Source organism: Sphingomonas sp. NIC1, assembly GCF_001638925.1.
Lineage (GTDB): Bacteria > Pseudomonadota > Alphaproteobacteria > Sphingomonadales > Sphingomonadaceae > Sphingomonas > Sphingomonas aquatilis.
Genome location: NZ_CP015521.1, coordinates 2,892,644 through 2,914,397 on the forward strand (window position 1 = coordinate 2,892,644; position 21,754 = coordinate 2,914,397).

General features: G+C 66.8%; 18 protein-coding genes. 9 read left to right on the plus strand and 9 right to left on the minus strand.

From position 1 onward, the window contains the following. Positions 1–22 precede the first annotated feature (22 nt). The 3 genes from A7E77_RS13650 to A7E77_RS13655 form a co-directional block, all read right to left on the minus strand. A complete protein-coding gene (locus tag A7E77_RS13650; RefSeq protein WP_063688732.1) occupies positions 23–1,678 on the minus strand; it encodes an NRAMP family divalent metal transporter in 1,656 nt (551 codons plus the stop codon). A gap of 44 nt (positions 1,679–1,722) precedes the next feature. Then, the gene (locus tag A7E77_RS18070) at positions 1,723–1,872 is read right to left on the minus strand and encodes a hypothetical protein (RefSeq protein WP_192929983.1); all 150 of its coding nucleotides are present in this window, start codon (positions 1,870–1,872) and stop codon (positions 1,723–1,725) included. Positions 1,873–2,312: 440 nt separating this feature from the next. Further along, positions 2,313–3,374 (minus strand): SDR family oxidoreductase, encoded by a 1,062-nt coding sequence (locus A7E77_RS13655; protein WP_063688735.1) that lies wholly within the window; start codon positions 3,372–3,374, stop codon positions 2,313–2,315. A 91-nt stretch (positions 3,375–3,465) separates the two neighbouring features. Between A7E77_RS13655 and A7E77_RS13660 the strand changes: the two genes are divergently transcribed. Both A7E77_RS13660 and A7E77_RS18075 read left to right on the plus strand, forming a co-directional pair. Further along, entirely contained in the window at positions 3,466–3,846 is a 381-nt protein-coding gene (locus A7E77_RS13660) for a winged helix-turn-helix transcriptional regulator (RefSeq protein ID WP_017978453.1), read from the plus strand. Positions 3,847–4,004: 158 nt separating this feature from the next. After that, a complete protein-coding gene (locus tag A7E77_RS18075) occupies positions 4,005–4,142 on the plus strand; it encodes a hypothetical protein (protein ID WP_017978454.1) in 138 nt (45 codons plus the stop codon). On the opposite strand, the gene A7E77_RS13665 is transcribed toward A7E77_RS18075, so the two are convergent. Next, positions 4,106–4,771: a helix-turn-helix domain-containing protein gene (locus A7E77_RS13665; RefSeq protein ID WP_018251022.1), complete on the minus strand. Its 666-nt coding sequence runs from the start codon at positions 4,769–4,771 to the stop codon at positions 4,106–4,108. The genes A7E77_RS18075 and A7E77_RS13665 overlap by 37 nt on opposite strands. A gap of 367 nt (positions 4,772–5,138) precedes the next feature. On the opposite strand from A7E77_RS13665, the gene A7E77_RS13670 reads away from it, so the two are divergent. Both A7E77_RS13670 and A7E77_RS13675 read left to right on the plus strand, forming a co-directional pair. Then, positions 5,139–6,242: a sensor histidine kinase gene (locus A7E77_RS13670; RefSeq protein WP_063688738.1), complete on the plus strand. Its 1,104-nt coding sequence runs from the start codon at positions 5,139–5,141 to the stop codon at positions 6,240–6,242. 55 nt (positions 6,243–6,297) lie between these two features. Then, the gene (locus tag A7E77_RS13675; RefSeq protein ID WP_017978457.1) at positions 6,298–6,648 is read left to right on the plus strand and encodes a response regulator; all 351 of its coding nucleotides are present in this window, start codon (positions 6,298–6,300) and stop codon (positions 6,646–6,648) included. 95 nt (positions 6,649–6,743) lie between these two features. Here the strand turns inward: A7E77_RS13675 and A7E77_RS13680 are convergent, their stop codons facing one another. Next, positions 6,744–6,932: a hypothetical protein gene (locus tag A7E77_RS13680; RefSeq protein ID WP_063688741.1), complete on the minus strand. Its 189-nt coding sequence runs from the start codon at positions 6,930–6,932 to the stop codon at positions 6,744–6,746. A gap of 212 nt (positions 6,933–7,144) precedes the next feature. Between A7E77_RS13680 and A7E77_RS13685 the strand changes: the two genes are divergently transcribed. The 4 genes from A7E77_RS13685 to A7E77_RS13700 all read left to right on the plus strand — a co-directional run bounded on the left by A7E77_RS13685 (position 7,145) and on the right by A7E77_RS13700 (position 12,105). After that, a complete protein-coding gene (locus A7E77_RS13685) occupies positions 7,145–8,278 on the plus strand; it encodes a Gfo/Idh/MocA family protein (protein WP_063688744.1) in 1,134 nt (377 codons plus the stop codon). A 137-nt stretch (positions 8,279–8,415) separates the two neighbouring features. Continuing rightward, a complete protein-coding gene (locus A7E77_RS13690; protein WP_192929984.1) occupies positions 8,416–9,756 on the plus strand; it encodes an alpha/beta hydrolase in 1,341 nt (446 codons plus the stop codon). Continuing rightward, entirely contained in the window at positions 9,753–11,291 is a 1,539-nt protein-coding gene (locus A7E77_RS13695; RefSeq protein ID WP_063688750.1) for a GMC oxidoreductase, read from the plus strand. Before A7E77_RS13690 ends, A7E77_RS13695 begins: the two co-directional genes overlap by 4 nt. 10 nt (positions 11,292–11,301) lie before the next feature. Then, on the plus strand, positions 11,302–12,105 hold the full coding sequence (locus A7E77_RS13700) for an SDR family NAD(P)-dependent oxidoreductase (protein ID WP_063688753.1): 804 nt from the start codon (positions 11,302–11,304) through the stop codon (positions 12,103–12,105). 22 nt (positions 12,106–12,127) lie between these two features. Here A7E77_RS13700 and A7E77_RS13705 read toward each other — a convergent pair whose 3' ends face one another. From A7E77_RS13705 to A7E77_RS13715, 3 genes are all read right to left on the minus strand, one after another. Beyond that, entirely contained in the window at positions 12,128–13,954 is a 1,827-nt protein-coding gene (locus tag A7E77_RS13705) for a glycoside hydrolase family 15 protein (RefSeq protein ID WP_063688755.1), read from the minus strand. 191 nt (positions 13,955–14,145) lie between these two features. Next, the gene (locus A7E77_RS13710) at positions 14,146–16,233 is read right to left on the minus strand and encodes a catalase (protein WP_063688758.1); all 2,088 of its coding nucleotides are present in this window, start codon (positions 16,231–16,233) and stop codon (positions 14,146–14,148) included. A 175-nt stretch (positions 16,234–16,408) separates the two neighbouring features. Then, positions 16,409–18,997, minus strand: a complete 2,589-nt coding sequence (locus A7E77_RS13715; RefSeq protein ID WP_063689984.1) for a M1 family metallopeptidase — start codon at positions 18,995–18,997, stop codon at positions 16,409–16,411. A 285-nt stretch (positions 18,998–19,282) separates the two neighbouring features. On the opposite strand from A7E77_RS13715, the gene A7E77_RS13720 reads away from it, so the two are divergent. After that, a complete protein-coding gene (locus A7E77_RS13720) occupies positions 19,283–21,076 on the plus strand; it encodes a putative bifunctional diguanylate cyclase/phosphodiesterase (protein WP_063688761.1) in 1,794 nt (597 codons plus the stop codon). Positions 21,077–21,084: 8 nt separating this feature from the next. On the opposite strand, the gene A7E77_RS13725 is transcribed toward A7E77_RS13720, so the two are convergent. Beyond that, positions 21,085–21,750, minus strand: a complete 666-nt coding sequence (locus A7E77_RS13725; RefSeq protein ID WP_063688764.1) for a response regulator transcription factor — start codon at positions 21,748–21,750, stop codon at positions 21,085–21,087. Positions 21,751–21,754: the final 4 nt, after the last annotated feature.

Below are 21,754 nucleotides of genomic sequence, written 5' to 3' on the forward strand. Positions count from 1 at the left end.
AACTCCCCTTGGACGGTGCCGGTTACAGTTGGTGTGTCAGCGCGAGGTGGATGATGCGGACCAGCACGGAGCCGCCGGCGACGACGAGATAGAGTCGCAGGATGCCGAGCCAGGCCTTCTCGCCGCGCCCCAACATGGCGGGCGCCAGGGTATCGAGCGGCGGCATCCGCCAGTCGGCACGGCCGCGACGGTCGATCGCCTCTGCCCTCCCGCCGGTCAGCAGTCGCATTAAGATCCAGCCGATCAGCGCCAGCGCCGATCCCCCGCCCAAAATCCACAGCATCGCCGCCGCGCCGATCGTCGGGAACAGCACCGAGGCGGTCAGGATCACCGACAGCAGGACGAGGACGGCGATCACCCCACCGGTGAACAGGTTCAGCCAGCGCCCGTTGCGCCATGGTCCCAGCACCGCCGTGTCGTTGCACAGCAGCAGCAGGAACACGGTCGCGCTGGGCAGCAGCACGCCCGCGAGCGATTGCACCGCATTGGTCAGCAGACCCAGCGGCGTGCCCGGGATCAGCACCAGCGCCGCCGCGACCGCGATCAGTCCGGCGAAGACGAGGTAGAAGGGGATCGAGTCCTTCGGCGAGCGGTGCAGCGAATGCCGGATGCCGAACGTGTCGCCGATGGCATAGGCCGTGCTGAGCGACACCGCCGCCGCGCCGATGATCGAGGCATCGATCAGCGCGATGGCGAACAGGATGCCCATCAGCCGGCCGGCATGCGCCTCGATCCCGCGCGCGATCGCGCCGGCATCGGTGAAGTGGCCGACCCCCGCGGTGCCGGCGAACGCAGCAGCAGTGAACGCCATCATCGCAACCGCGCCGACGATCACCACGGCGATGCCGACCCACAGATCGATCCGGCTATAGGCCATGAAACGCGGCCCGATCCGCTTGTCGATCAGATAGCTCTGCTGGAAGAACAGCTGCCAGGGCGCGACGGTGGTGCCCACGATCGCGATGATCAGAAGCATGACGTCGGCAAGCTGCCCGCCCGCGGGCATGTGCGGCACCACCATGTCGCGCGCGATCTGCCCGACCGGCGGGTGGATCGCGAGGGCGATCGGGACGAGCAACAGCGATCCGAACACCAGCACCATCATGAAGCGTTCGAACCGGCGGAAGCTGCCCGTGCTGGCGGCGGCGACGATCAGGATCGACGCGATCGCCACGCCGGCAAGCCGCGGCACGCCGAGATAGTCGAGGCCCAGCGCGATGCCGATGAATTCGGTGACGATCGTCAGGGCATTGAGCAGGAACAGGTCGATGACGCTGAACGCCCCCCAGAACCGGCCGAAGCGCTGGAAGATCAGCCGGGCATGGCCGACCCCGGTCACCGCGCCGAGGCGCAGCACCATTTCCTGGTTCACATAGATGACGGGGACGAGCAGCAGCAGCGTCCACAAAAGGCTGGTGCCGTAATTCTGGCCGGCTTCGGTATAGGTGCCGAACGCGCCGGCATCATTGTCGCCGACCATGACGATCAGGCCGGGGCCGACGATCGCGGCCAGCGTCAGCAGGCGGCGCCGCCAGCCACGGCGCGCGCCGGTGTCGGTTTCGGCGATGGTGCCGAACGCACCGATGATGTCGCCCGTGTGGGCGCTGTCGAGATGAGCGGTGGCGCGCGGCGGGCGCGCACCGCCGGGGCCGGTCAGGGCCAGGGCATGCAAGGTCATGGCACGAACTCCGCGTGCGGGTAATCTTTCAGGGGTGCGGCAGATCAGGCGGCGCGGAACGCCGCCACGCGTCGGCGCGGGTTATCGTCCGTCACGTGCAGGGGACGGGACGCGGCGAGGCGGATGCGCCGGCTAAAGGCTTCGACGCGGGTGGTGTCCACGTGCCGTTCGACACGCGCGAGATAGATGGTCATTGGCGACCTCCTTGGTTCCGGGGGCTGTCCGGTCCAGGAGATCGCGGCACCGCGTCAGGCGGTGGGCACGAACTCCCCGACCGGGTCACGTCCGGCGATGCCGATCAGCGGAGCAAAGCTCCTACTGTCGCCCTCGCTGGACATGGGGGTAGATCGAGGTTTCATTGCTGTCCTTCTTCGGCGTGCAGGCGCGCGCCGGGGAATCGAGTCGCGACCGCCGCGACCGATGGCGCCAGATACGCCTCCGGGGCACAGGATCAACCCCTCTTTCGCCCCGTCGCGACGTAGGACGGGGCGGGGTGGCGAGGCGGGAGAGGCGGGCGGGAGAGGCGGGGCGATATGGCATGCCGCCCTGCCGATCCGGTGACGGGCGGCAAACGACAGGGCTGCCGCGACGACCCGGGGATCGTCGCGTGTCCGGCTCGTGCGCCGATCCAGCTTTACGGGATCAGCCGGTCGCCGCGCAGGCGTTCGAACAAGGCGAAAAAGGCATCGTCGGTCGGCTGGTATCCGGTGAACCCCAGCCGGCGGCTCTTGCTCATGTCGGTAACCACCTCGATCGGCCGGCCGAGGTCGGCATCGGTATGCCAGGGGGAGGCGAGACGGCCGAGGTCTGGCTCGACCAGCCCCTCGCGCGTCGCGATTGCGCGCCACAGCGCGGCGTCGTCCGCCATCTGCTGTTCCAGCGGGCGCACGATGCCATCGAACGGCGCCGCCGCGATACCGAACCAGTCGGCGATGCGGTGCCACATCCACTGCCAGCGAAAGACGTCGCCGTTGACGACGTTGAACGCCTCGTCGTGCGCCGCATCGGTAACCGCCGCCCAAATGAGGTGGCGGGCGAGCTGCCGCGCATCGGTCATGTCGGTCAGGCCCGACCATTGCGCCGCCGATCCGGGAAACGTGAACGGCCGTCCCGTCTCGCGGCACAGCGTCGCATAGACCGCGAGCGTGGTGCCCATGTTCATGGCATTGCCGACGGCGAGACCGATCACGGTATGCGGGCGATGGACGCTCCAGGTGAAGCCGTCGCGCGCTGCGGCGGCGAACACCTCGTCTTCCTGCGCGTAATAGAAATTCTCGACGTCGAGCCGTCCCTGCTCCTCGCGGAATGGCGTTTGCGGCAGCGTGCCCTGCCCATAGGCCTCGAACGGCCCGAGATAATGTTTCAGGCCGGTCACCAGCGCGACATGCCTCGGGCCCGTCGGCTTGGCGAGGGCGTCGAGAAGATTGCGCACCATGGCCGCGTTGACGCGGATGTTTTCCGCCTCGCTGTCCTGCCGCAACCATGTCGTGATGAAGACGGCGTCGGGGGCGATGCCGCGCAGCGCCGCGGCCGTGGCGCGCGCGTCCAGCAGATCCGCCGCGACCGGTTCCACGCCCGCCTGACGGGATGGGCGACGGGCGAGGCCGTGGACCGTCCAGCCCTGCTCGACCAACAAGGCCGCCGTCGCGCTGCCGACGATCCCGCTCGCGCCAACCACCAATGCCGTCTTCGTCATAGCTATCTCCTTGATAGGCGGAAGCTAGGCACGGCCCCGACACGCTTCTAGACGGCACCATTCGCGTACCCAGGCACCAGGAGGTAACCACATGCAACCGGGAACGCCCGATGAGGAATGGCGCGAGGATTGCGCGCCGCGCCGCGTGCTGGAGCTGTTCGCGACCAAGTGGACCAGCATGGTGCTCCACACGCTGTCCGCCCGTCATGGCGGCGCCGCGCGCACGGGTGTGCTGCACCGAAGCCTGCCGGGTATATCGAAGAAGATGCTGACCCAGACGCTGCGCGATCTGGAGGCGAGCGGATTGCTGAGCCGGCACGTGCAGAGCGCCATACCACCCGCCGTCGAATATCGCCTGACCGACTTGGGCCGGCGCTTCGTGGAGCCCGTCGAACTGCTCTACGCCTGGGGGCGGGACAATGCGGACGCGCTGGACGCGCTGCATCCCCGTGCGACGTCGCGCCGGGCGTGACCGATCCGACGACCGGCTTTCAGGGAGGGAACGGTCGGCGCGAACGCGACGAGTCGCGCACGAAGACAGTGGTGTCGCCCGGTCATGTCCCGTACACTTGCGAAAACGTACCCGACCACGGGTGTTTAGGATTGAGGTGTACCGTGGACAAATGCAGCATGCAGAAGGCGTTCGATCACCTCGAGGCCGCGATGACCATTTTGGATGCGGAGGGGCAAACCGCTGCGGCGGCGCAGCTCGATCACGTGATGCAGATGGTTCAGGCCACCATCACCGCTGCGTCGGGCGCATCGTAAACGGTCGCGAGCATCGCTTCGACCCGCTGCAACCCCGATTGGGTCAATAACAGGTCGATCGTCGGGTCTCCGTCCCGTTCGATGATGCCGCGTTGCTGCAGCACCGCGACCCAGCGCTGCGTGGTCGAGCGGGCGATGCCGGCATAGGCGGCGATCTGGCTGATGCCGATGCTGCGCCCTTCCGCTTCCGCCAGATAGACGCCTATCAGTATCGATCCGATCGGGTCCGTGCTCAGATCGGGTCCGAACAGCCTGACGCGCGTCTCATGGACATGGCGGATGCTGAGGGCGGTCGCCCATAGCCGGGCCGGCGGCAATTGCCGCCCGTTATCCCGCCAGAACAAGGTGGCGATCAGGCGATCGGGGTCGGAGAAGCGCGTGACGAGCAGATTGGCCGCGATCGTCGTGCCATCCGGGCGCAGATAGCGTTTCTGGAACCGGAGCGGCGCGGCGCCGTCCTCCAGCATCGCAAGCATATCGACGCTGCGCTGCAAATCGCGCGGGTCGGTAATGTCGCGAAACGAGGCGCCGATGACATCGCTCTCCTCGCGCTTGAGCAGATCAAGAAAGGCCTGGTCGGCCTGAAGGATGACCCCCTCCAGTGAAGACACGCAATGTGCAGCTGGCATTTGTCTCACCGTTAGACCCGTATCGGCAATATACATCAGTCGAATTAACCCGCAAGTCGGTTATGGGCTGATCGACAATTGCAAGCAAACGGCAAAACCTCTTCGTCATGTAATGAAATATAGTCTGAACTGGATGTATATTTGGCGGAGAGCCGCGATGGGATGGGCGATTGCTATCCTGCAACCGCTCCCTGCCTTCCGCCCATGGCGCGATGTAGTCGATGCTTGGCGCCGATACGCCGCTATTGGAGCCGAAGCGGAGAGATTATATTCGGGTGGGTGCCGCCGGATGTTGCTGGCCCCGTCATGCGTGGGTTTCCAAAAAAAAGACGCTGCCAAAGGGCCGCGGGATGGCTAGACCCGTTCCGTGACCATCGCTGCCGTCCACGATCCCCGCTTACCGTTCCCGGCATCGGGGGGCGATTGCGCGGCGACGTTGCGGGCGATCGACTGGATCGCGCATCCGCTCGGCGATCCGCTCGGCTGGCCGGCCCCCTTGAAGACCGCCGTCCAGATCGTGCTGTCCTCAGCCTTCCCGATGATGGTGCATTGGGGGGCGGAGCTGTTCACCTTCTACAACGATGCCTATGCGCGCATCCTTGGCCGCAAGCATCCTGGGATGCTGGGACAGCCGGCGCGCGCATGGTGGTCGGAGATGTGGGACCAGCTGACGCCGATCTTCGATCGCGTGCTGGCGGGCGAAACGGTGTTCGTCGAAAACGGCCGCTACACGCCGGATCGCGACGGCGTGTCGAAGGAAGCCTTCTTCACGCACTCGCACAGCCCGCTGTGGGATGCGGATGGCCGGGTCGCGGGTATCTTCCTCGTCGTCACCGAAACCACGTCCGAAGTCGTTGCCAGGCGGGACCGTGATGCCGCGACGGAGCAGCAGATGCTGCTCAACGAGGAATTGGCGCATCGGATCAAGAACACGATGAGCGTCGTGCAGGCGATCGCGCACCAGACGCTCGACAAGGTCGAGGATCAGGAGGCCGTCAACGCCTTCGGCAAGCGGCTGTCCGCGCTGGCCGCGGCGAACGACGTGCTGACGCGCGACCAATGGTCCACGGCCAAATTGGGCGACGTCGCGATCGGTGCGCTGGCGACCTTTGGCGAGGATCGGTTCCTGTTGTCCGGCCCCGACGTGATCATCGGGCCAAGGGCGACGCTGTCGCTGTCGCTGATGCTGCACGAACTGGCGACGAACGCCGCCAAATATGGTGCGCTGACGGCGCCGGCGGGCCGGGTGGCGGTGGACTGGGTGGTGCGCCGGGATGGCGACACGGAGATTCTCGATCTGTGCTGGACGGAGCGGGGTGGGCCGCCGGCGACGCAGCCGACGCGCAAGGGATTCGGATCGCGGTTGATCCGCATGGGTCTAACCGGCTCCGGCGGCGTTGACCTCCGGTACGAGGTGCAGGGCCTGACGGTCACTGCGACGGCCCCGCTCTATCAGGTTCAAGAGGCGTAGCGCGTCAGCACACGACATGGGACAGTCCGAACCCCTTACCCGTTGGCCGGTCCTTGTGGTCGAAGACGAACCGATCCTGCGGATGGACGCGATCGGCATGGTCGAGAAGGCGGGGTTCGAAGCCGTCGAGGCGATGAGCAGCGCCGACGCGATCCGGCTGCTGGAAGAGCGGCTGGACATTCGCCTGGTGTATATGGACCTCGACATGCCGCGCAGCCGCAAGGGCATCGAGATCGCAGCGGCGATCCGCAAGCGCTGGCCACCGATCGAAATCATCCTCACCGCCGCCTATTTCACGCGAGACAGCGTCCACCTGCCCGAGAGAACCGAATTCTACCCCAAACCCATCAACCGCGACGAAATCGTCGACGCGATGCGGCGGCTGGTAAACCGCTCAGCTGCTTGAGTTTTTCGCAGTCCTATAGCGCTCGGATTGAACTGGAGGACGTCGCCGCGCTGGCCGCTGCCCACTGCGGCAGGTGATGGTGAAGCGCGGCTCCTTCACATCGCGGTGACGGCACCCACCGCTGTAATCGTCGCGCGACGTCGCGCCGTCTGCTGTTGCTCGGACAGCGGTTTGCCGAGCGCGGTCTTCCCGTCTTGCCGTTCCGGCATCCGATCGCCGAGGAAGCCGATCACGATCAGGGCAGCCAGCACGAACGCCGCCACCGCGCCGAGAACGGCATACATGGGTTTCCCTGTCTTCATGCGCTCGACCTGTCCTGCGTTCGACTGCGCGACCAAACCACCGAATGGGCAAAAAGAACCTTTAGGGGAGGGGTCCAGACCTAGTGTGAGGCGGCGACTGCGACCGACATCTCGCGGTGCGCGCCGTTCGGTCGGGGGAACCATATGTCGCGCTGGAGCGGTTGCGCCTGACTTTCCCCGATCAGGAGTTTCGCATGAGCATCGCTTCGGCACTCGGCCTCGGTGGCCGCAAGGTCCGCTACGCTATCGTTGGCCTGGGCGACATTGCGCAGGAGGCGTTGATGCCGGGCGTGTCGCATACCGGCAATTCGACGATCACCGCCTTGGTGTCGGGCGACCCCGAAAAATTGACGCAGCTCGGCAAGCGTTATGGCGTCAAGCATCTGTACGGGTACGAACAATTTCCGGCCTTGCTGGCATCGGGCGAGATCGATGCGATCTATCTGGCGACACCGAACTGGCGGCATGCCGAATTTGCGGTGCCGGCACTGGAAGCGGGTATTCACGTCCTCAGCGAAAAGCCGCTCGACGTATCGTCGGCCAAGGCACGCGAGATCATGGCGGCAGCGGTGACAGGCAAAGCGAAGCTGATGACCGCCTATCGCCTGCACTTCGAACCGGCGACGCTGGATGCCATTCGCCGCATTCGTGCGGGTGAATTGGGTGACCTGATCGCCTTCACCGCCTGCTTCACGCAGATGGTCGATCCGGCCAATCATCGCGCGAAGAACGGGATCGAGGCGGGGCCGCTGTTCGACATGGCGCCCTATCCGATCAATGCAATCCGCTATCTGTTCGAGGCGGAGCCGCTGGAAGTCGTCTCGGCGGTCGCGACGCGTCACCCGGAATCGGGCTTTGGTGATCTGGACGATACGTTTGCGGTGACGCTGCGCATGCCGGGCAGCCGCCTGGCTCAGTTCACGGTCAGCTATTACGCGAACCAGGTCGACACTCTGACGATCGCGGGCACGAAGGGATCGGTCCAGATGGATCCCGCCTTTGGCTTCGGCCAGGGCCTCGCGCACCGACGCCGCATCGGGGACAAGGACAGCCACGAGACGTTCAAGGCAACGGACCAGTTCGGCGGCGAGCTGAAATACTTTTCCGACTGCATCCTCGACGATCGGAGCCCGGAGCCGGACGGCGAGGAGGGGTTGGCCGACCTGCTGATCATCGAAGCGATCGTGAAGGCGCTGGACACCGGTGAGTCCGTGAAGGTGCCCCATATCGGCCGCACGCGCCGGATCGATCCCGACGCGCAGGAGCAGACGCTGCGGGCAGTATCGGTGCCCGATCCCGTCAACGCCGCCTCGCCGACCGGCGAGTAATCGTCCCGTCGCGGCCGCAGGCAAGGACCTGCGGCCGCGACCGGTGATCGGCAAGCATCATTTCGACCGTTACTGGAACCGAATGCTTGCCGCGGGACTTCAATATAAGTTGCTGATCTATATGAAAGTCGACGCGCGTGGCCCGTTTGTTTTTCCTCCACGCGCTGGGTGCGAGCGCGCGCGAATGGGATGGCGTCATCGCCACCCTCGGCGAACACTATGATTGTATTCCGCTCAACCTGCCGGGCTTTGGTGGCAGTGCGGACAGCGAGTGCGATGTCGCGGGGCTGATCGACTGGTTCGGCGGCGAAGTGGCCCGGCATCAGCCGCAGTCCTGGGCGGTGGTCTGCCACAGCATGGGCGGCAAAATCGCCACATTGGCCGCGGCACGTGCCCGCGATGGCGATGCGCGCTTTGCTGGTCTGGCCGCGGTGGTTCTCCTGGCGGCGTCCCCACCCGCGCCGGAGCCGATGGAGGAGGATCGGCGCAAACTGATGCTCGACTGGTTTGCCGATGGCGTGATCGATGCGGACGAGGCTGCGCAATTCGTTGACGACAACACCGCGGCGAGGCTGCCCGAACCACTCCGCGAACAGGCCATCGCCGATGTCCGCCGTTCCGGGCGGGAGGCATGGACGGGCTGGCTGGAATGCGGCAGCCGCGAGGATTGGCGGGAGGCCGCGGGTCAAATCGCGGTGCCCGCGTTGATCTTGGCGGGCGGTGAGGATGGCGATCTGGGGGAGGATGCCCAGCGCCGCCTCAACCTGCCGCATTATCCCGCCGGTCGCATTAGGGTGATCGAGGGGGCGGCGCATCTGCTGCCCTATGAGCAGCCTGAGGCTGTCGCCACGGCGATTGCGGACCACGTGTCTGCGGCCTTTGCCCGCGCATTGCCGCCGGCGATGATCGCGCTGCTGGCGTCGGATCGCGTCAGCTCCCGCACGCGCGCGGTCTTAACGGCGCGTCACGCCGTGCCGGGCCCGATCATGCTGCTGTCGGAACGACAGGCGGCGACGCTGGTAGCGCTGATCGAGGCCGTCTTGCCGGGGGCGGGCGATCCCGGCGAGCTTGCCCTGCGGATCGATGCGATGCTGGCGGCGGGGCAGGGCGACGGCTGGCGGTGCGCGGAGCTGCCTTCGGATGGCACGTGCTGGCCCGCGGCGCTCGACACGCTCGACGTGGTGGGGGGCGGATTTGCGGATGCCGACCCTGCTGCGCGTGAGCGCTGCTTGCGGAGCTTGGCCGCGGGCGAGGCGGCCGAAACCGGCGGAACGCTGTCACCCCGTCAGATGCAATTGTGGTTCGCCGAGGCGCGCGGGGAGATCGCGCGACAATGGATGGCGCTGCCGCAGACGATGGCGCGCATCGGTTACGACGGATTTGCGATCGGCGGCGATGGCGCGCGCAAGCAGGGCTATGTCCGCGCCGCCGCGGATACGATCGAACCCTGGCAACAGCTCGCGGGCACGCGCGCGTGAGTGCTGCCATCGGGACCGGCAACGATCCGGTCGACGTCGTGGTCATCGGCAGCGGAGCCGGCGGCGCACCGCTGGCGGCCCTGCTGGCACAGGCGGGCGTCTCGGTCGTCGTGCTGGAGGCGGGGCGCGCCTTTCGTCCCGACGAGCACGTCGCCGACGAGCTGGCGGCCGACATCTACTGGATGGAGGAACGGCTGAGCGGCGGTGCCGACGCCACCGCATTCGGCGCCAACAACAGCGGCATGGGCGTCGGCGGATCGACGCTGCATTGGGGCGCCTTTTGCCCGCGCCCCGATGCGCGGGACCTTCGGCTGCGCTCGCTCAGTGGCCACGGCGAGGACTGGCCGATCGCGCATGCCGAGCTGACCCGTTATATCGAGGCGGTCGAGCGGTGCATCGGCGTGTCGGGTCCGGCGACTTATCCCTGGGACCCGGCGCGGCGTTATGAATTACCGCCCGTGCTGCGCAATGCGTCTGCCGACGCGATGGCGCGCGGCTGTGCGGCGCTGGGCATTGCGGCGACCGATGCGCCGGCTGCGCTGGTGTCGCAGGATCGCGCGCAGCCGCACTGGGGCATCCGGCAAGCGTGCATCAATTGCGGCACCTGCCACCAGGGTTGTCGCGTCGCCGCCAAGGCCAGCGCGGATACGAGCTGGCTGCCGCTCGCCATGGCGCATGGTGCCGAGGTGCGCGCGGAATGCCGGGTGATCGATCTGGAGCGCGACGGCCGCGGACATGTGACGGCGGTGATCTACGATCGCCGTGGCCAGCGCCTGCGTCAGCGCTGCGACGCCGTGTTCCTGTGCGCGGGCGGCGTGGAAACACCGCGGCTGCTGCTGAACCTCGGCCTTGCCAATTCCAGCGGGCAGGTCGGGCGCAATTTCATGGCGCATGTCGCGACGCAGGTGTGGGGTCGGTTCGACGCGGATATGCGGATGAACCGCGGCTATCCCTCCTCGCTGATCAGCGAAGATATGATGCGGCCGGCGGACCTCGATGCCGCTGGTGGGTATCTGATGCAGAGCCTGGGCGTGCTGCCCGTCACGCTGGCGACCAATCTGGCGCGCGGGGCCGGCCTGTGGGGGCAGGCGCTGGTCGATCTGCTCGACGATTACAATCGGCTGGGCGGCATCGGCATCAACGGCGAATGCCTGCCGTCCGACACCAATCGTCTGACGCTGTCGGATGAGACCGACGCTTACGGCCTGCGCAAGGCGCGGATCGATTTCAGCTATGGCGAAAACGAACGTGCGATCGATGCCCATGCGCGCGCGACGATGACCGCGATCTGGGAAGCGGCGGGGGCCCGCGACATTCTGGCGGTGGATCGCTCCGCGCATACGATCGGCACGTGCCGGATGGGCGTCAGCGGCGATCGAGCGGTGGTCGACCCCGATGGCCGCAGCTTCGATATCGCGAACCTGTTCATCTGCGACAATTCGGTTTTCCCGAGCGCGCTCGCCGCCAATCCGGCGCTGACGATCATGGCGCTGTCGCTGCGGACGGCCGACCGTTTCCTCGCCAATCGACGTTAAGGAGAAGACCATGAATCTGGGTATCACGGGACGGATCGCACTGATCAGCGGCGCGGATTCGGGGATGGGCAAGGAAACCGCCCGGCTGCTGCTGGAAGCGGGCGTACGCGTCGCGGTCACCGACAAGCCGGGCGGCACGCTGGACGATGCGGTGCGCGAGCTGTCCCCGCTCGGCGAGATCGTCGCGGTGACGGGCGACGTGACGAAGGTGGACGAGGTGACGGCGATCTGGCGCCAGGTGCGCGAAAAACTGGGCGACCCTGACATCTACGTCAACGCCGCCGGCGTCACCGGCGCGACCGGGGATTTCCTGGAGGTAGACGACGCGGGCTGGCTGGAGACGCTGGACATCAACCTGATGGGTGCGGTGCGCATGTGCCGTGAGGCCATCCCGGCGATGCGCACGAAGGGCTGGGGCCGCATCGTGCTGTTTGCGTCGGAAGATGCGGTGCAGCCCTACATCGACGAACTCGCCTATTGCGCATCCAAGGCCGGGATCCTCAGCCTCGCGAAGGGGCTGTCCAAGGCCTATGGCTGCGACAACGTGCTGGTGAACACCGTGTCGCCCGCCTTTATCGCGACGCCGATGACCGACAAGATGATGCGCAAGCGCGCCGAGGAAAAGGGCGTGTCGTTCGACGAGGCGATCGCCAGCTTCCTTAAGGAAGAGCGCCCCGGCATGGTACTGAAGCGGCGTGGCAAGCCCGAGGAAGTCGCCGCGGCCGTCGCCTTCCTGTGTTCGGAGCGCGCCAGCTTCATCAACGGCGCCGGCATCCGCGTCGACTCCGGATCGGTGTTCACGATCGCCGGCTAGGCGTGGCCGGGAGGCCGCCTGCTCAGTCGCAGGCGGCTTCGTCGTTGAGGACGGACAGCGCCATCAGATGCGCGAGGTGGCTGAGGCCCTGGGGCAGGTTGCCGAGGAAGGCGCCGGTGTCGGGGTCGACCATCTCGGCCAGAATGCCGTGGCCATGCGACAATGCGGCGGTCAGCTCGTCGAGCATCGCCCGCGCCTGATCGCGCTGGCCGAGCAGGGCGCGCGCCTCCACCATCCAGAACGAACAGGCAAGGAAGCAGCCTTCTTCACGCGGCATGCCGGTGTAGCGATAGTGGAAGGGGCCGGCGCCGAGTTCACGGTCGATCGCGTCGAGTGTCAGGCGCAGCCGTTCCTTCCCATCGAAGCCGAAGCGGACCGCGAGCGCCAGCGAAGCATCGATCGCGTCGGCACCCGGGTACATGACGAACGCCTGGCGCTCGTCCGACCAGCATTCCGCCTCGATCCAGTCCTTGATCCGGTCGCGTTCGCGCTGCCAGCGTTCGCGGCAGGTGGTGGGCAGCTGGCCCTGATCGGCGAGTTCGACCGCGCGGGCGAGCGCCTGCCAGCAACTGATCTTCGACATGGTATAATGCCGCTCTTCCTGCAATTCCCACATGCCCGCATCGGGCAGGCGCCAGCGATCCGCGCATTGATCGGCGAGGTGCGAGAAGAATTCGGCGCTGGCGCTGTCGAGGATGTTGCCGCAGGCGACGAAGCAGGAGGCGGTTTCGAAGATGTCGCCATAGACGCCATGCTGCGCCTGATCGGTTGCCAGATTGCCGGTGACGACGGGCTGGCTGTCGCGATAGCCGGGCATCGCCCATTCGGACACGTTCGGCACTACGCCGCCGCCCAGCGTGTAGCAGACGCGCGTTCCCGTCTCGCGCAGCTGGTTGAGCAGCCAGGTGAAGGCGGCCTTCGCCTCGGCCTGCGCGCCGGCGGTCAGGAACGCCTTGATCGTATAGCCGGCGTCGCGCACCCAGGCGTAGCGATAGTCGTAATTCTTCTCACCCCCGATCCCCTCGGGCAGCGACGTCGTCGCGGCAGCGGCAATCGCGCCCGACGGCGAATAGAGCAGCAGCTTCAGCGCGAGCGCACTGCGCAGGAACGCGGGGCGATCGGCGCCGCGATAGGTGACGCCGGCTGCCCAGTCGCGCCATTCGGCATCCGACGTGTCGATGCGGGCATCGATCTCCGCGATCGGCGGCACGACCAGCGGCTCGTCGCGGCCCGCGACGATCGCCACGGTGCGTCGCTCGCCTGCCGCGACCGTCACCGAACCGGTGATGCCTTCGTCGGACCAGCGGCATTCGACCGCGTCATCATGGATGAACAGGCCGAGCACACGCTCGACGTGGAAAACGGTATGTTCGCCGATCGTCGAATGATAGGGATTGACCGTATCGCCGCGCCGTCCCGGACGCATCGTCAGCGCGAACCGGACTTCCCCTTCCAGCCCTTCGATCCGCCGGGCCAGTTCCGCCCAGGGTAGCCGCCCCGCCGTGCCGCTGTTGAGCGATTCGGTCAGGCGGGCGCGTCCCGTGGCCGTCGTGAACACGGTTTCGAGGACGTTGCTGTCCTCGCGATAGCGGCGGTCGATCGTAAACGGCCCGTCCGGCGTCAGGCTGAACCGGCCGCCGCGATCCGCGTCGAGCAGGCGGTCGAACAAGGGCGGGGAATCGAGGTTCGGCACGCACCACCAGTCGATCGACCCGTCGCACCCGGACAGCACCACCGACCGCCCGTCGCCAAGCGCGCCATAGCCGGCGAGCGGGAGATAGCCGTCCTTGCGTACATGTGCGGGATCGGCGGTCGGGGCACGCAGGCGATCGATCAATCCGGTCAGCATGCGGAGGGATGCCGGTTCGGCCGCGTATAGTCCTGAATCATCCGCGGCAGTCCCAAATGGTTGTGTCGCCTACAATGTTTGTGATCCATGTTGGTTTCTGGACGTCGACACGCTGGCGTCAGGTTTGCGCGCTCTGCCTGCCTACGGGCGGATCGTGGCTGGCCGCGCGTCGGGGCCAGCCACGCTGATGTTCAGGCTAGAGTCCGAACGCTGGCCTCCCGGTCCCAATAGCGTTTTTTGGCCGCCTCGGCGAACCCGGACAGATCGGTGATCCCCTCGTCGGGCTCGACGCCGGCCTTGTCGAGCAGGGGCTTGGCCGCGGCGTTGTGCCCGATCGCCTTCAGATGACCGAAGGCATCCATCACCCATTGGACCGCAGCGCCCTCCTTGACGAGTTTGGCAGTAGCCGCTTCCGACAGGATGACCGCACAGGCATCGACCGTTACCGACGGCTGGCCGAACAGCTGTGCGTCGGCGGCGATCGTGCTGCCATCGGACAGCGGGACCTTGCCGATCTTGGGCGCGATCGTCATCGCCGTGCCACCGGCGGCCTTCACCGCGTCCCGCACCGCCTTCAGTTCGTCGGCGTCGGTGCCGTCCGCGATCAGGATGCCGACGGTGCGCCCCTCCAGCGTGTGCTTTTCGAGCGGACCACGGATGATCCGCAGCGCGGGCGAGGGGGCCATGTCGAGCACCGGAGCGGCGGTCTTCGACGCGGGCGGCAGGTCCATCGCGAGGCCATCGGCGACGCGTTGCGCCAGATCCTCGTCGACGTTGCGCAGATTGGCCATCATCGCGATGCGGATATGCTCCAGGCTGACCTTGCTCAGCTCGAACACCAGGGCAGAGGCGATATGCGCCTGTTCGGCCGGGTCCATCGACCGGAAGAACAGGCGCGCCTGGCTGTAATGGTCGGCGAAGCTCTCCGGGCGGATGCGGAGCTTCTGCCCCTGCTCGTCCGACGGGAAGGTCTTGTAGCCGCCATCCGGGTCCTCGCGCGCACCGGCCTCCTCGCCCGCTTGTGCCAGGCTGTTGGGCTCGTAATTGGCGCGGCCCTTGGGCACCGCCATCTGCATGTGCCCGTCGCGCTGCTGGTTCATGAACGGGCAGCCCGCCGCGGCGGCGCGGCCCTTCGCACTGTTGATCGGCAGCTGGTGGAAATTGACCGATCCCAGCCGCGACAGCTGCGTGTCGGTGTAGCTGAACAGGCGCCCCTGCAGCAGCGGGTCGTTCGAAAAGCCGATGCCGGGGACGACATGGCTCGGCACGAACGCGGCCTGTTCGGTTTCGGCGAAGAAATTGTCGGGATAGCGGTCGAGCACCATCCGCCCGACGATGCGGACCGGCAGCACCTCCTCGGGAATGATCTTCGTCGCGTCGAGCACGTCATAGGGCTGGCTGTTGGCGAAGTCCTCGTCGAACAGCTGCACGCCCAGCTCCCATTCCGGGAAGTTGCCGCGGTCGATCCGCTCGAACAGGTCGCGGCGCTGGAAGTCGGGGTCGGCGCCCGCGATCTTCACCGTCTCGTCCCAGATCGTCGAGGCGAGGCCCGCCTTCGGCTTCCAGTGGAATTTGACGAAGGTCGACTTCCCCTCCTTGCTGATGAAGCGGAAGGTGTGGACGCCGAACCCCTCCATGTTTGCGAAGGTGCGCGGCAGCGTGCGGTCCGACATCGCCCACATCACCATATGGGTCGATTCGGGCATCAGGCTGATGAAGTCCCAGAAGGTGTCGTGCGCGGTCGCCGCCTGCGGATAGCCGCGATCCGCCTCCATCTTGGCGGCGTGGATCAGGTCGGGGAACTTGATCGCGTCCTGAATGAAGAAGACGGGGATGTTGTTGCCGACGAGGTCCCAATTGCCCTGACGGGTGTAGAATTTGACCGCGAAGCCGCGCACGTCGCGCGGCGTATCGATCGACCCCGCACCGCCCGCGACGGTCGAGAAGCGCGTGAACACCTCGGTCCGCTGGCCCTTCTTCTGAAACAGGTCGGCGACGGTGATGTCGGCGAGGCTGTCGGTGCATTCGAAATAGCCGTGCGCCGCGCTCCCGCGCGCGTGAACGATGCGCTCGGGGATGCGCTCGTGGTCGAAATGGTTGATCTTTTCGCGGTAGATTTCGTCTTCCAGCAGAACCGGGCCGCGCGCGCCGGCCTTCAGCTGGTTCTGGTTGTCGGCGATCGGCGTACCGTGGTTGGTGGTCAGTACCGGATGCGCATCGTCGGTGATCTGATGGGTCTCGCCGCCCGAATAGGGGGCATTTGGCGTGGTCTCGGTCATGGTGGCTCCTCGTACTTTGACACTGCAAACGAGCCGTCGGGACGGTCGGGTACGGGGATGATCTGGATCAATACGATTCCAGGCCGGTCGCGGGACTGCGGCGATGGTGGGCGCGCGGGGTCAATACGGACCGCCTATTCGGTCCGTCTGCTGCCGATCATGGTACGGCCTACGATTAAAACCGCGCCGATCTGATCCGCACGGTCAGGGCCAGTTCGTCGCGCGCGGTCAGCACCTTGCGCCGCACATCGATAGGGAGTGCCAGGTGCGCCTCCAGAAACCGATCGACGACATCGAGCGCCGCGGCATCGCGCTGTCCGCCGATGAAGGCGTCGATCCACGCGGGCAGAAAGAAGATGCGGCGGTTCTGGCGGATCCACTCCAGCCGGTCGAGCGCCGGGCGGAGGAAGGGGAGGGTGAGGGGCGCCTGCTCGATCGTGTTGAAGGCGCCGAGACTTTCGCTCGCCCACGCCTCGTTCAAGGTCGCATCGTCGAAATAGCGCGTGAAATAGGCTGCCTTGACCGCGCGGTCGGGTGTCGCGGCATGGGCGACGAAGGCGTCCTTTACCGCCTCGCTCGATCGGTCCAGCTGTTGCTCGGCTGTGTAGAGCGTCGCGGCGTCGGGCGCGCCGATGGCGATCAGGCGGCGGACGATCGCCCAGCGCGTCGGCTGGCGGATCGGAATGCCGACCAACGTCGCGCGCCCGGCGAGTAAGGCACGCAGGCGATCGAGCGCCAGCGGCGTCCGCGCGGTGGCGATCAGGCGATCGAGGGCATCCTTGCGCAGGCCGTAGCCGAGCCTGATATCATCGATGCGGGCGAGCAGCGCCTGTTCCCAGCGGGGCCGCAGCGGCGCGGAGATGTCATCGGGCAGATAGACGTCGAGCGCGGCGGCGCCGCGCGACAGGATGGTCCGCGAAATCTGTTCGTCGGTTTCGCCGGGCAGATGTTCGAGCAGCATCGCGACGTATCGCGCCGGCGAGAAGCGGACGTCGCGAACCGTGTCCCACACCGCGCTCCACAGCATGGCGCGCAACAGCGGGTCCTTCACCGTCCCGACGTGCCCGACGATCCAGGCGACCGTGCGGTCGTCGGGCAGGAACAGGCCGTAGCCCTGATCGTCGTCGTTCGGCCAGACATAGTCCGGTATCGGCAGCCCAGCGGCTCCTGAGACGATCGCGCGCGTCCCGTCGAATGCCGCGTCGAGCACCACGTCGGCACGGGTTGTATAGCCCAGCCGCACGCGTACCTTCATCGGCCATGCGCCCCCGCGATCGCCGGGCAGCGACCGCGCCGGCCGCTGGACGAGCGTCAGCGACCCGACCGTGTTGCCGTCCGCCTCCATCTGCGTGTCGATGCGGGGCAGGCCGGCGCGCAGCATGTACTGGCTGCCAAAGGCGGTCAGGTCGACGCCCGACGCCGCGCCGACCGTTCCGAGCAGGTCCTGCCAGGTGGCGTTGCCATAGGCGTGGTCGGCCAGGAAGCGGTGGAGGCCGCGGCGGAACCCCGCCTCACCGACCAGAAAGGCGAGCTGTTTGATGACCGCCGGCGCTTTGTTGTAGACGATCGGGCCGTAATTGCTCTTGGCGGCATCGAGGTTGTCGAGCGGCTGCCAGAGCGCCTGCGTGCCGCTGGTCGCATCGGCGCGATAGGCGGGTGTCTTGGTCGACAGGAGGAAGGTGGTCCAGGCGTTGCTGTCGGGCTGCAACTCGGCCTGAATGCGCGCGGCCATGTAGGTGGCGAACCCTTCCTTCAGCCACAAATCGTCGAACCAGCGCATGGTGACGAAGTCGCCGAACCATTGGTGGCTGATTTCGTGATAGATGGTGGCGTCGCGGCCGAGGCGCTGCGGTAGCGTGGGCGGCTCGCGGAAGATGAAGCGGTCCTCGTTGTAGAAGACCGCGCCGACATGCTCCATGCCGCCGAACGGAAAGGCGGGCGCGAGCAGCAGGTCAAGCTTGGCGAAGGGGAAGGGGACGCCGAACCAGTCGCTGAGCCAGCGCACGGCGGCGCGGTTGGTCGCGATCTGCGCCTCGGCATCGACCTCGGCGCGGCGCGAGGCGCGCGCGTAGAGGCTGATCGGCCGCTCCCCCGCCGGCGCGGAGGTCCAGTGCGTCCAGGGGCCCGCGGCGAAGGCGGCAAGATAGGTGGAAATCGGCTCGGTTTCGGCGAAGCGCCAGCGCGTGCCGCCGGTCACCGGCCGTTGGGCATCGAGCGGGCCATTGGCGATCACCGTCCAACCGCTCGGCGCGGTCAGCGTCCAGCGGAACCGCGCTTTCAGATCGGGCTGATCGAAGCAGGGGAACAGCAGATTGGCGTCGGAAGGAACGAGCAGGGTGTAGAGATAGGTCTGGCCGTCCTTGTCGTCATGATAGCGGATGATCGGCGCCCCCGACGCCGCGATCGGCGTCACGAAGCGGGCGGAAACGACGTTGGCGCCCGTCTTCAGCAGCGCCGCGGGCAGGACGAGGTGGCCGTCGACCCGCTCGGCCTTGGACAGCGGACGGCCGTTGACGATCAGATCGCCGAGCGTCGGACCGCGAAAATCGAGGACCAGATCGCCGCTGTTGCCCACGCGATCGAAGCGAATGACGGCCGAGCCCGCCGCCGTGTCCTTTGCCGTCAGATCGAGCGACAGGTCGTAACGGACGCCGGACAGCTGCTTTGCCCGATGTCGCGTAAGGTCGAGCGAAATGCCGCGGCCGATGCCGTCGACCGGCGGCGTACCGACGGCACGTGCCTGCGCCGCGCTCCATACCCCCATCGGTGCCAGCATCGCGGTGCGAAGCAGCGCGCGGCGCGTATCGAGAACGTGCAGGTCGGCCCCCTGTCGCGGTGAAGCGCCGATCTTAAGACGATCCGCCCCTGCCTGTCGATTGGACGGGCGAAACGCGCGTGAGCGCGCCGTGGATTAGCGTTCCCGCGGTCACTGCGGACCCGCCCGCCGAATGCGTCGCACGCACCGCAACTACCGTAAAACTACGCAAATTTAGGTTTCGGTAACCGCGTCGGCCGAAGTCCTGTGCCGTCACATCAGCGGGATGGTAGCATGTCGATCTACAACCCAATTCATCGGACGGACAGCGGCGCGGCCGACGTGCTCGGAAAGGTCGCGTTGGAGCTCGATCGCGAGATCGCATCGTTGGAGCATCGGGCGCGAACGCAGGAAGGGCGGCTGACCGAGCTGACCAACCTCGCCACGTTTCAGCGCGAGGCACTCGATGCTGCGGCGATCGTCGCCGTCACCGATCGTGCCGGCCGGATCACGTCGGTCAACCACAAATTCTGCGAGCTGAGCGGCTATTCGGAAGCCGAGCTGATCGGGTCGACGCATCGCATCGTCCATTCGGGCGTCCACGATCGTGACTTCTTCCGCCATCTGTACCGCACCATTTCCGGTGGCGAAATCTGGCATGACGTCATCTGTAATCGCGCCAAGAGCGGGAAGCTCTATTGGGTCGATACGACGATCGTGCCACATCACGACGGGTCGGGCTACACCGCGATCCGGTTCGACGTCACGCCGCAGAAGGAGGCCGAGCAGCGCCTGTGGCGGCTCGCCAACATCGATCCGCTCACCGATCTGCCCAACCGCCGCAACTTCATGGACTTGCTGGCCGCCGCGACCAACCGGTGCGAGCCCTTCGCCACGGCCATCCTCGACCTCGATCACTTTAAGGACGTCAACGACAGCGCAGGCCATGACGCCGGCGATCGCCTGTTGACCTGCGTCGCGCGCGCCTTGCAGTCGGCGATCGGAGCGGACGAGGTCATCGGTCGCCTTGGCGGCGACGAATTCGCGCTGATCCTGAACTTCCACGGCGACCTCGGCCGATTGAACGACAAGCTGGCGACCCTGGTCGGCGTGGTGGGCGACCATACGGAGGCCAATGCCTTCGGCTGGCGCATTCAGGCGAGCATCGGCGCTGCGGTCTTTCCGGAGGACGGCAGCGACCACCGCGACCTGCTGAAATGTGCGGACATGGCGCTGTACGCGGCCAAGCAATCGGGCCGCGGCTGCGCCCGGGTGTTCGAGGGGCGCTATCGGCGCGAGGCGGAATGGCGTGCCGACATCCGCTCCGCCATCCAGCGCGCCTTGGCGGAGGACGAATTGTTCGTGCAATATCAGCCGATCGTCGACCTTCAGGCCGCCCGCCCGATGGCGTTCGAGGCGCTGTTGCGGTGGAAGGTGCGGGACGGGTCGGTGATGACGCCCGCCGTCTTCGCCAACGTGTTCGACGACGAACGGACCGCGGCCGATATCGGTGCCTTCGTGCTAACCGAGGTGCTCAGCCAGATCGACCGGTGGAACGCGCAGGGCGTGCCGTTCCAGTCGATCGCGATCAACGCGACGCTGGGGGATTTCCGCTCGTCGAAGTTCGTCGATCGCATCATCCAGGCGATCGATACGGGGCGCATCCGCGGCGACCAGCTATGCGTCGAGATCACCGAGGGGATGCTGCTCGATCGCGGTGCGCGGACGGTCTGGCCGTCGATCGATCGCCTGCACGACCGCGGCGTGCATATCGCGTTCGACGATTTCGGAACGGGCTTCGCCTCGCTCACGCATCTGCGGCAGCTGCCGATCGACCATGTGAAGATCGACCGCAGCTTCATCGAATCGATCTGTGCCGGGGGCAAGGATCGCGTCATCGTCGAAAGCGTGATCGATCTGGCGCATCGGCTGGGGCTGCGCGTCGTGGCGGAGGGCGTGGAGGCGAGCGAGCAGGAAACGCTGCTGCGCGGGCTGCACTGCGACAGCATCCAGGGATTCCTGATCGCCCCGGCGCTGAGCGAGCAGCATGCGGCGGCCTTTACGCGCGACTATCCGATCGCGGCCTGACGGGCGCCTCAGCCCGGCCCGTCGGCGCGTACGATCGCGCCCTTGGGCTCCAGCCCCGCCTCGAGCGCCAGGCGCACCGCGTCCGACAGGCTGGACACCTCCAGCTTGTCCATTAGATGCGCGCGATAGGTTTCGACCGTGCGGGTCGACAGGCCCAGCCGGTAGGCGATGATCTTGTTCGCCAACCCTAGCACGAGCCCAGCCAGTACGTCGCGCTCACGATCGGACAGGCGTTCCAGGCAGCGCTGCGCGGCGGCGGTCCGGCCGCGTGCGCGCTGGTCCTGCCGCAACCGTTCCAGCGCGCGCATCACGGCCTGGCGCAACGTGGCGGGGCGCATCGGCTTTTCGATGAAGTCGGCCGCCCCCGCATGCAGCGCCTCGACGGCCAGCGGCACGGTCGCCGCGCCGGTCAGCATCACGATCTGATGATGGCTGCCGGTGCGCCGCAACTCGTCCTGCACCTCACGACCGCTCAATCCGGGCATATTGACGTCGAGGACCACGCAGCCCTCGGGCAACATCGCCTGTTCGTGCAGGAAGGCGCGGCCATCGGGAAAGGTGCGCACCTCAAGCCCGGCAGCCACCAGCGTGTCCGCGAGCTCGGCGCGCAACGCCGCGTCGTCATCCACGACATAGGCATGGGCGGTGGGCGTGTCGGGGACGGGGGCGGTCATGGCG

What these genes read in the sequence shown, in the direction of transcription:
- A7E77_RS13650 (WP_063688732.1), bottom strand. Translation starts at nt 1,678, where the DNA reads ATGACCTTGCATGCCCTGGCCCTGACCGGCCCCGGCGGTGCGCGCCCG.
- A7E77_RS18070 (WP_192929983.1), bottom strand. Translation starts at nt 1,872, where the DNA reads ATGACCATCTATCTCGCGCGTGTCGAACGGCACGTGGACACCACCCGC.
- A7E77_RS13655 (WP_063688735.1), bottom strand. Translation starts at nt 3,374, where the DNA reads ATGACGAAGACGGCATTGGTGGTTGGCGCGAGCGGGATCGTCGGCAGC.
- A7E77_RS13660 (WP_017978453.1), top strand. Translation starts at nt 3,466, where the DNA reads ATGCAACCGGGAACGCCCGATGAGGAATGGCGCGAGGATTGCGCGCCG.
- A7E77_RS18075 (WP_017978454.1), top strand. Translation starts at nt 4,005, where the DNA reads ATGCAGAAGGCGTTCGATCACCTCGAGGCCGCGATGACCATTTTGGAT.
- A7E77_RS13665 (WP_018251022.1), bottom strand. Translation starts at nt 4,771, where the DNA reads ATGCCAGCTGCACATTGCGTGTCTTCACTGGAGGGGGTCATCCTTCAG.
- A7E77_RS13680 (WP_063688741.1), bottom strand. Translation starts at nt 6,932, where the DNA reads ATGTATGCCGTTCTCGGCGCGGTGGCGGCGTTCGTGCTGGCTGCCCTG.
- A7E77_RS13685 (WP_063688744.1), top strand. Translation starts at nt 7,145, where the DNA reads ATGAGCATCGCTTCGGCACTCGGCCTCGGTGGCCGCAAGGTCCGCTAC.
- A7E77_RS13700 (WP_063688753.1), top strand. Translation starts at nt 11,302, where the DNA reads ATGAATCTGGGTATCACGGGACGGATCGCACTGATCAGCGGCGCGGAT.
- A7E77_RS13705 (WP_063688755.1), bottom strand. Translation starts at nt 13,954, where the DNA reads ATGCTGACCGGATTGATCGATCGCCTGCGTGCCCCGACCGCCGATCCC.
- A7E77_RS13710 (WP_063688758.1), bottom strand. Translation starts at nt 16,233, where the DNA reads ATGACCGAGACCACGCCAAATGCCCCCTATTCGGGCGGCGAGACCCAT.
- A7E77_RS13715 (WP_063689984.1), bottom strand. Translation starts at nt 18,997, where the DNA reads ATGGGGGTATGGAGCGCGGCGCAGGCACGTGCCGTCGGTACGCCGCCG.
- A7E77_RS13720 (WP_063688761.1), top strand. Translation starts at nt 19,283, where the DNA reads ATGTCGATCTACAACCCAATTCATCGGACGGACAGCGGCGCGGCCGAC.
- A7E77_RS13725 (WP_063688764.1), bottom strand. Translation starts at nt 21,750, where the DNA reads ATGACCGCCCCCGTCCCCGACACGCCCACCGCCCATGCCTATGTCGTG.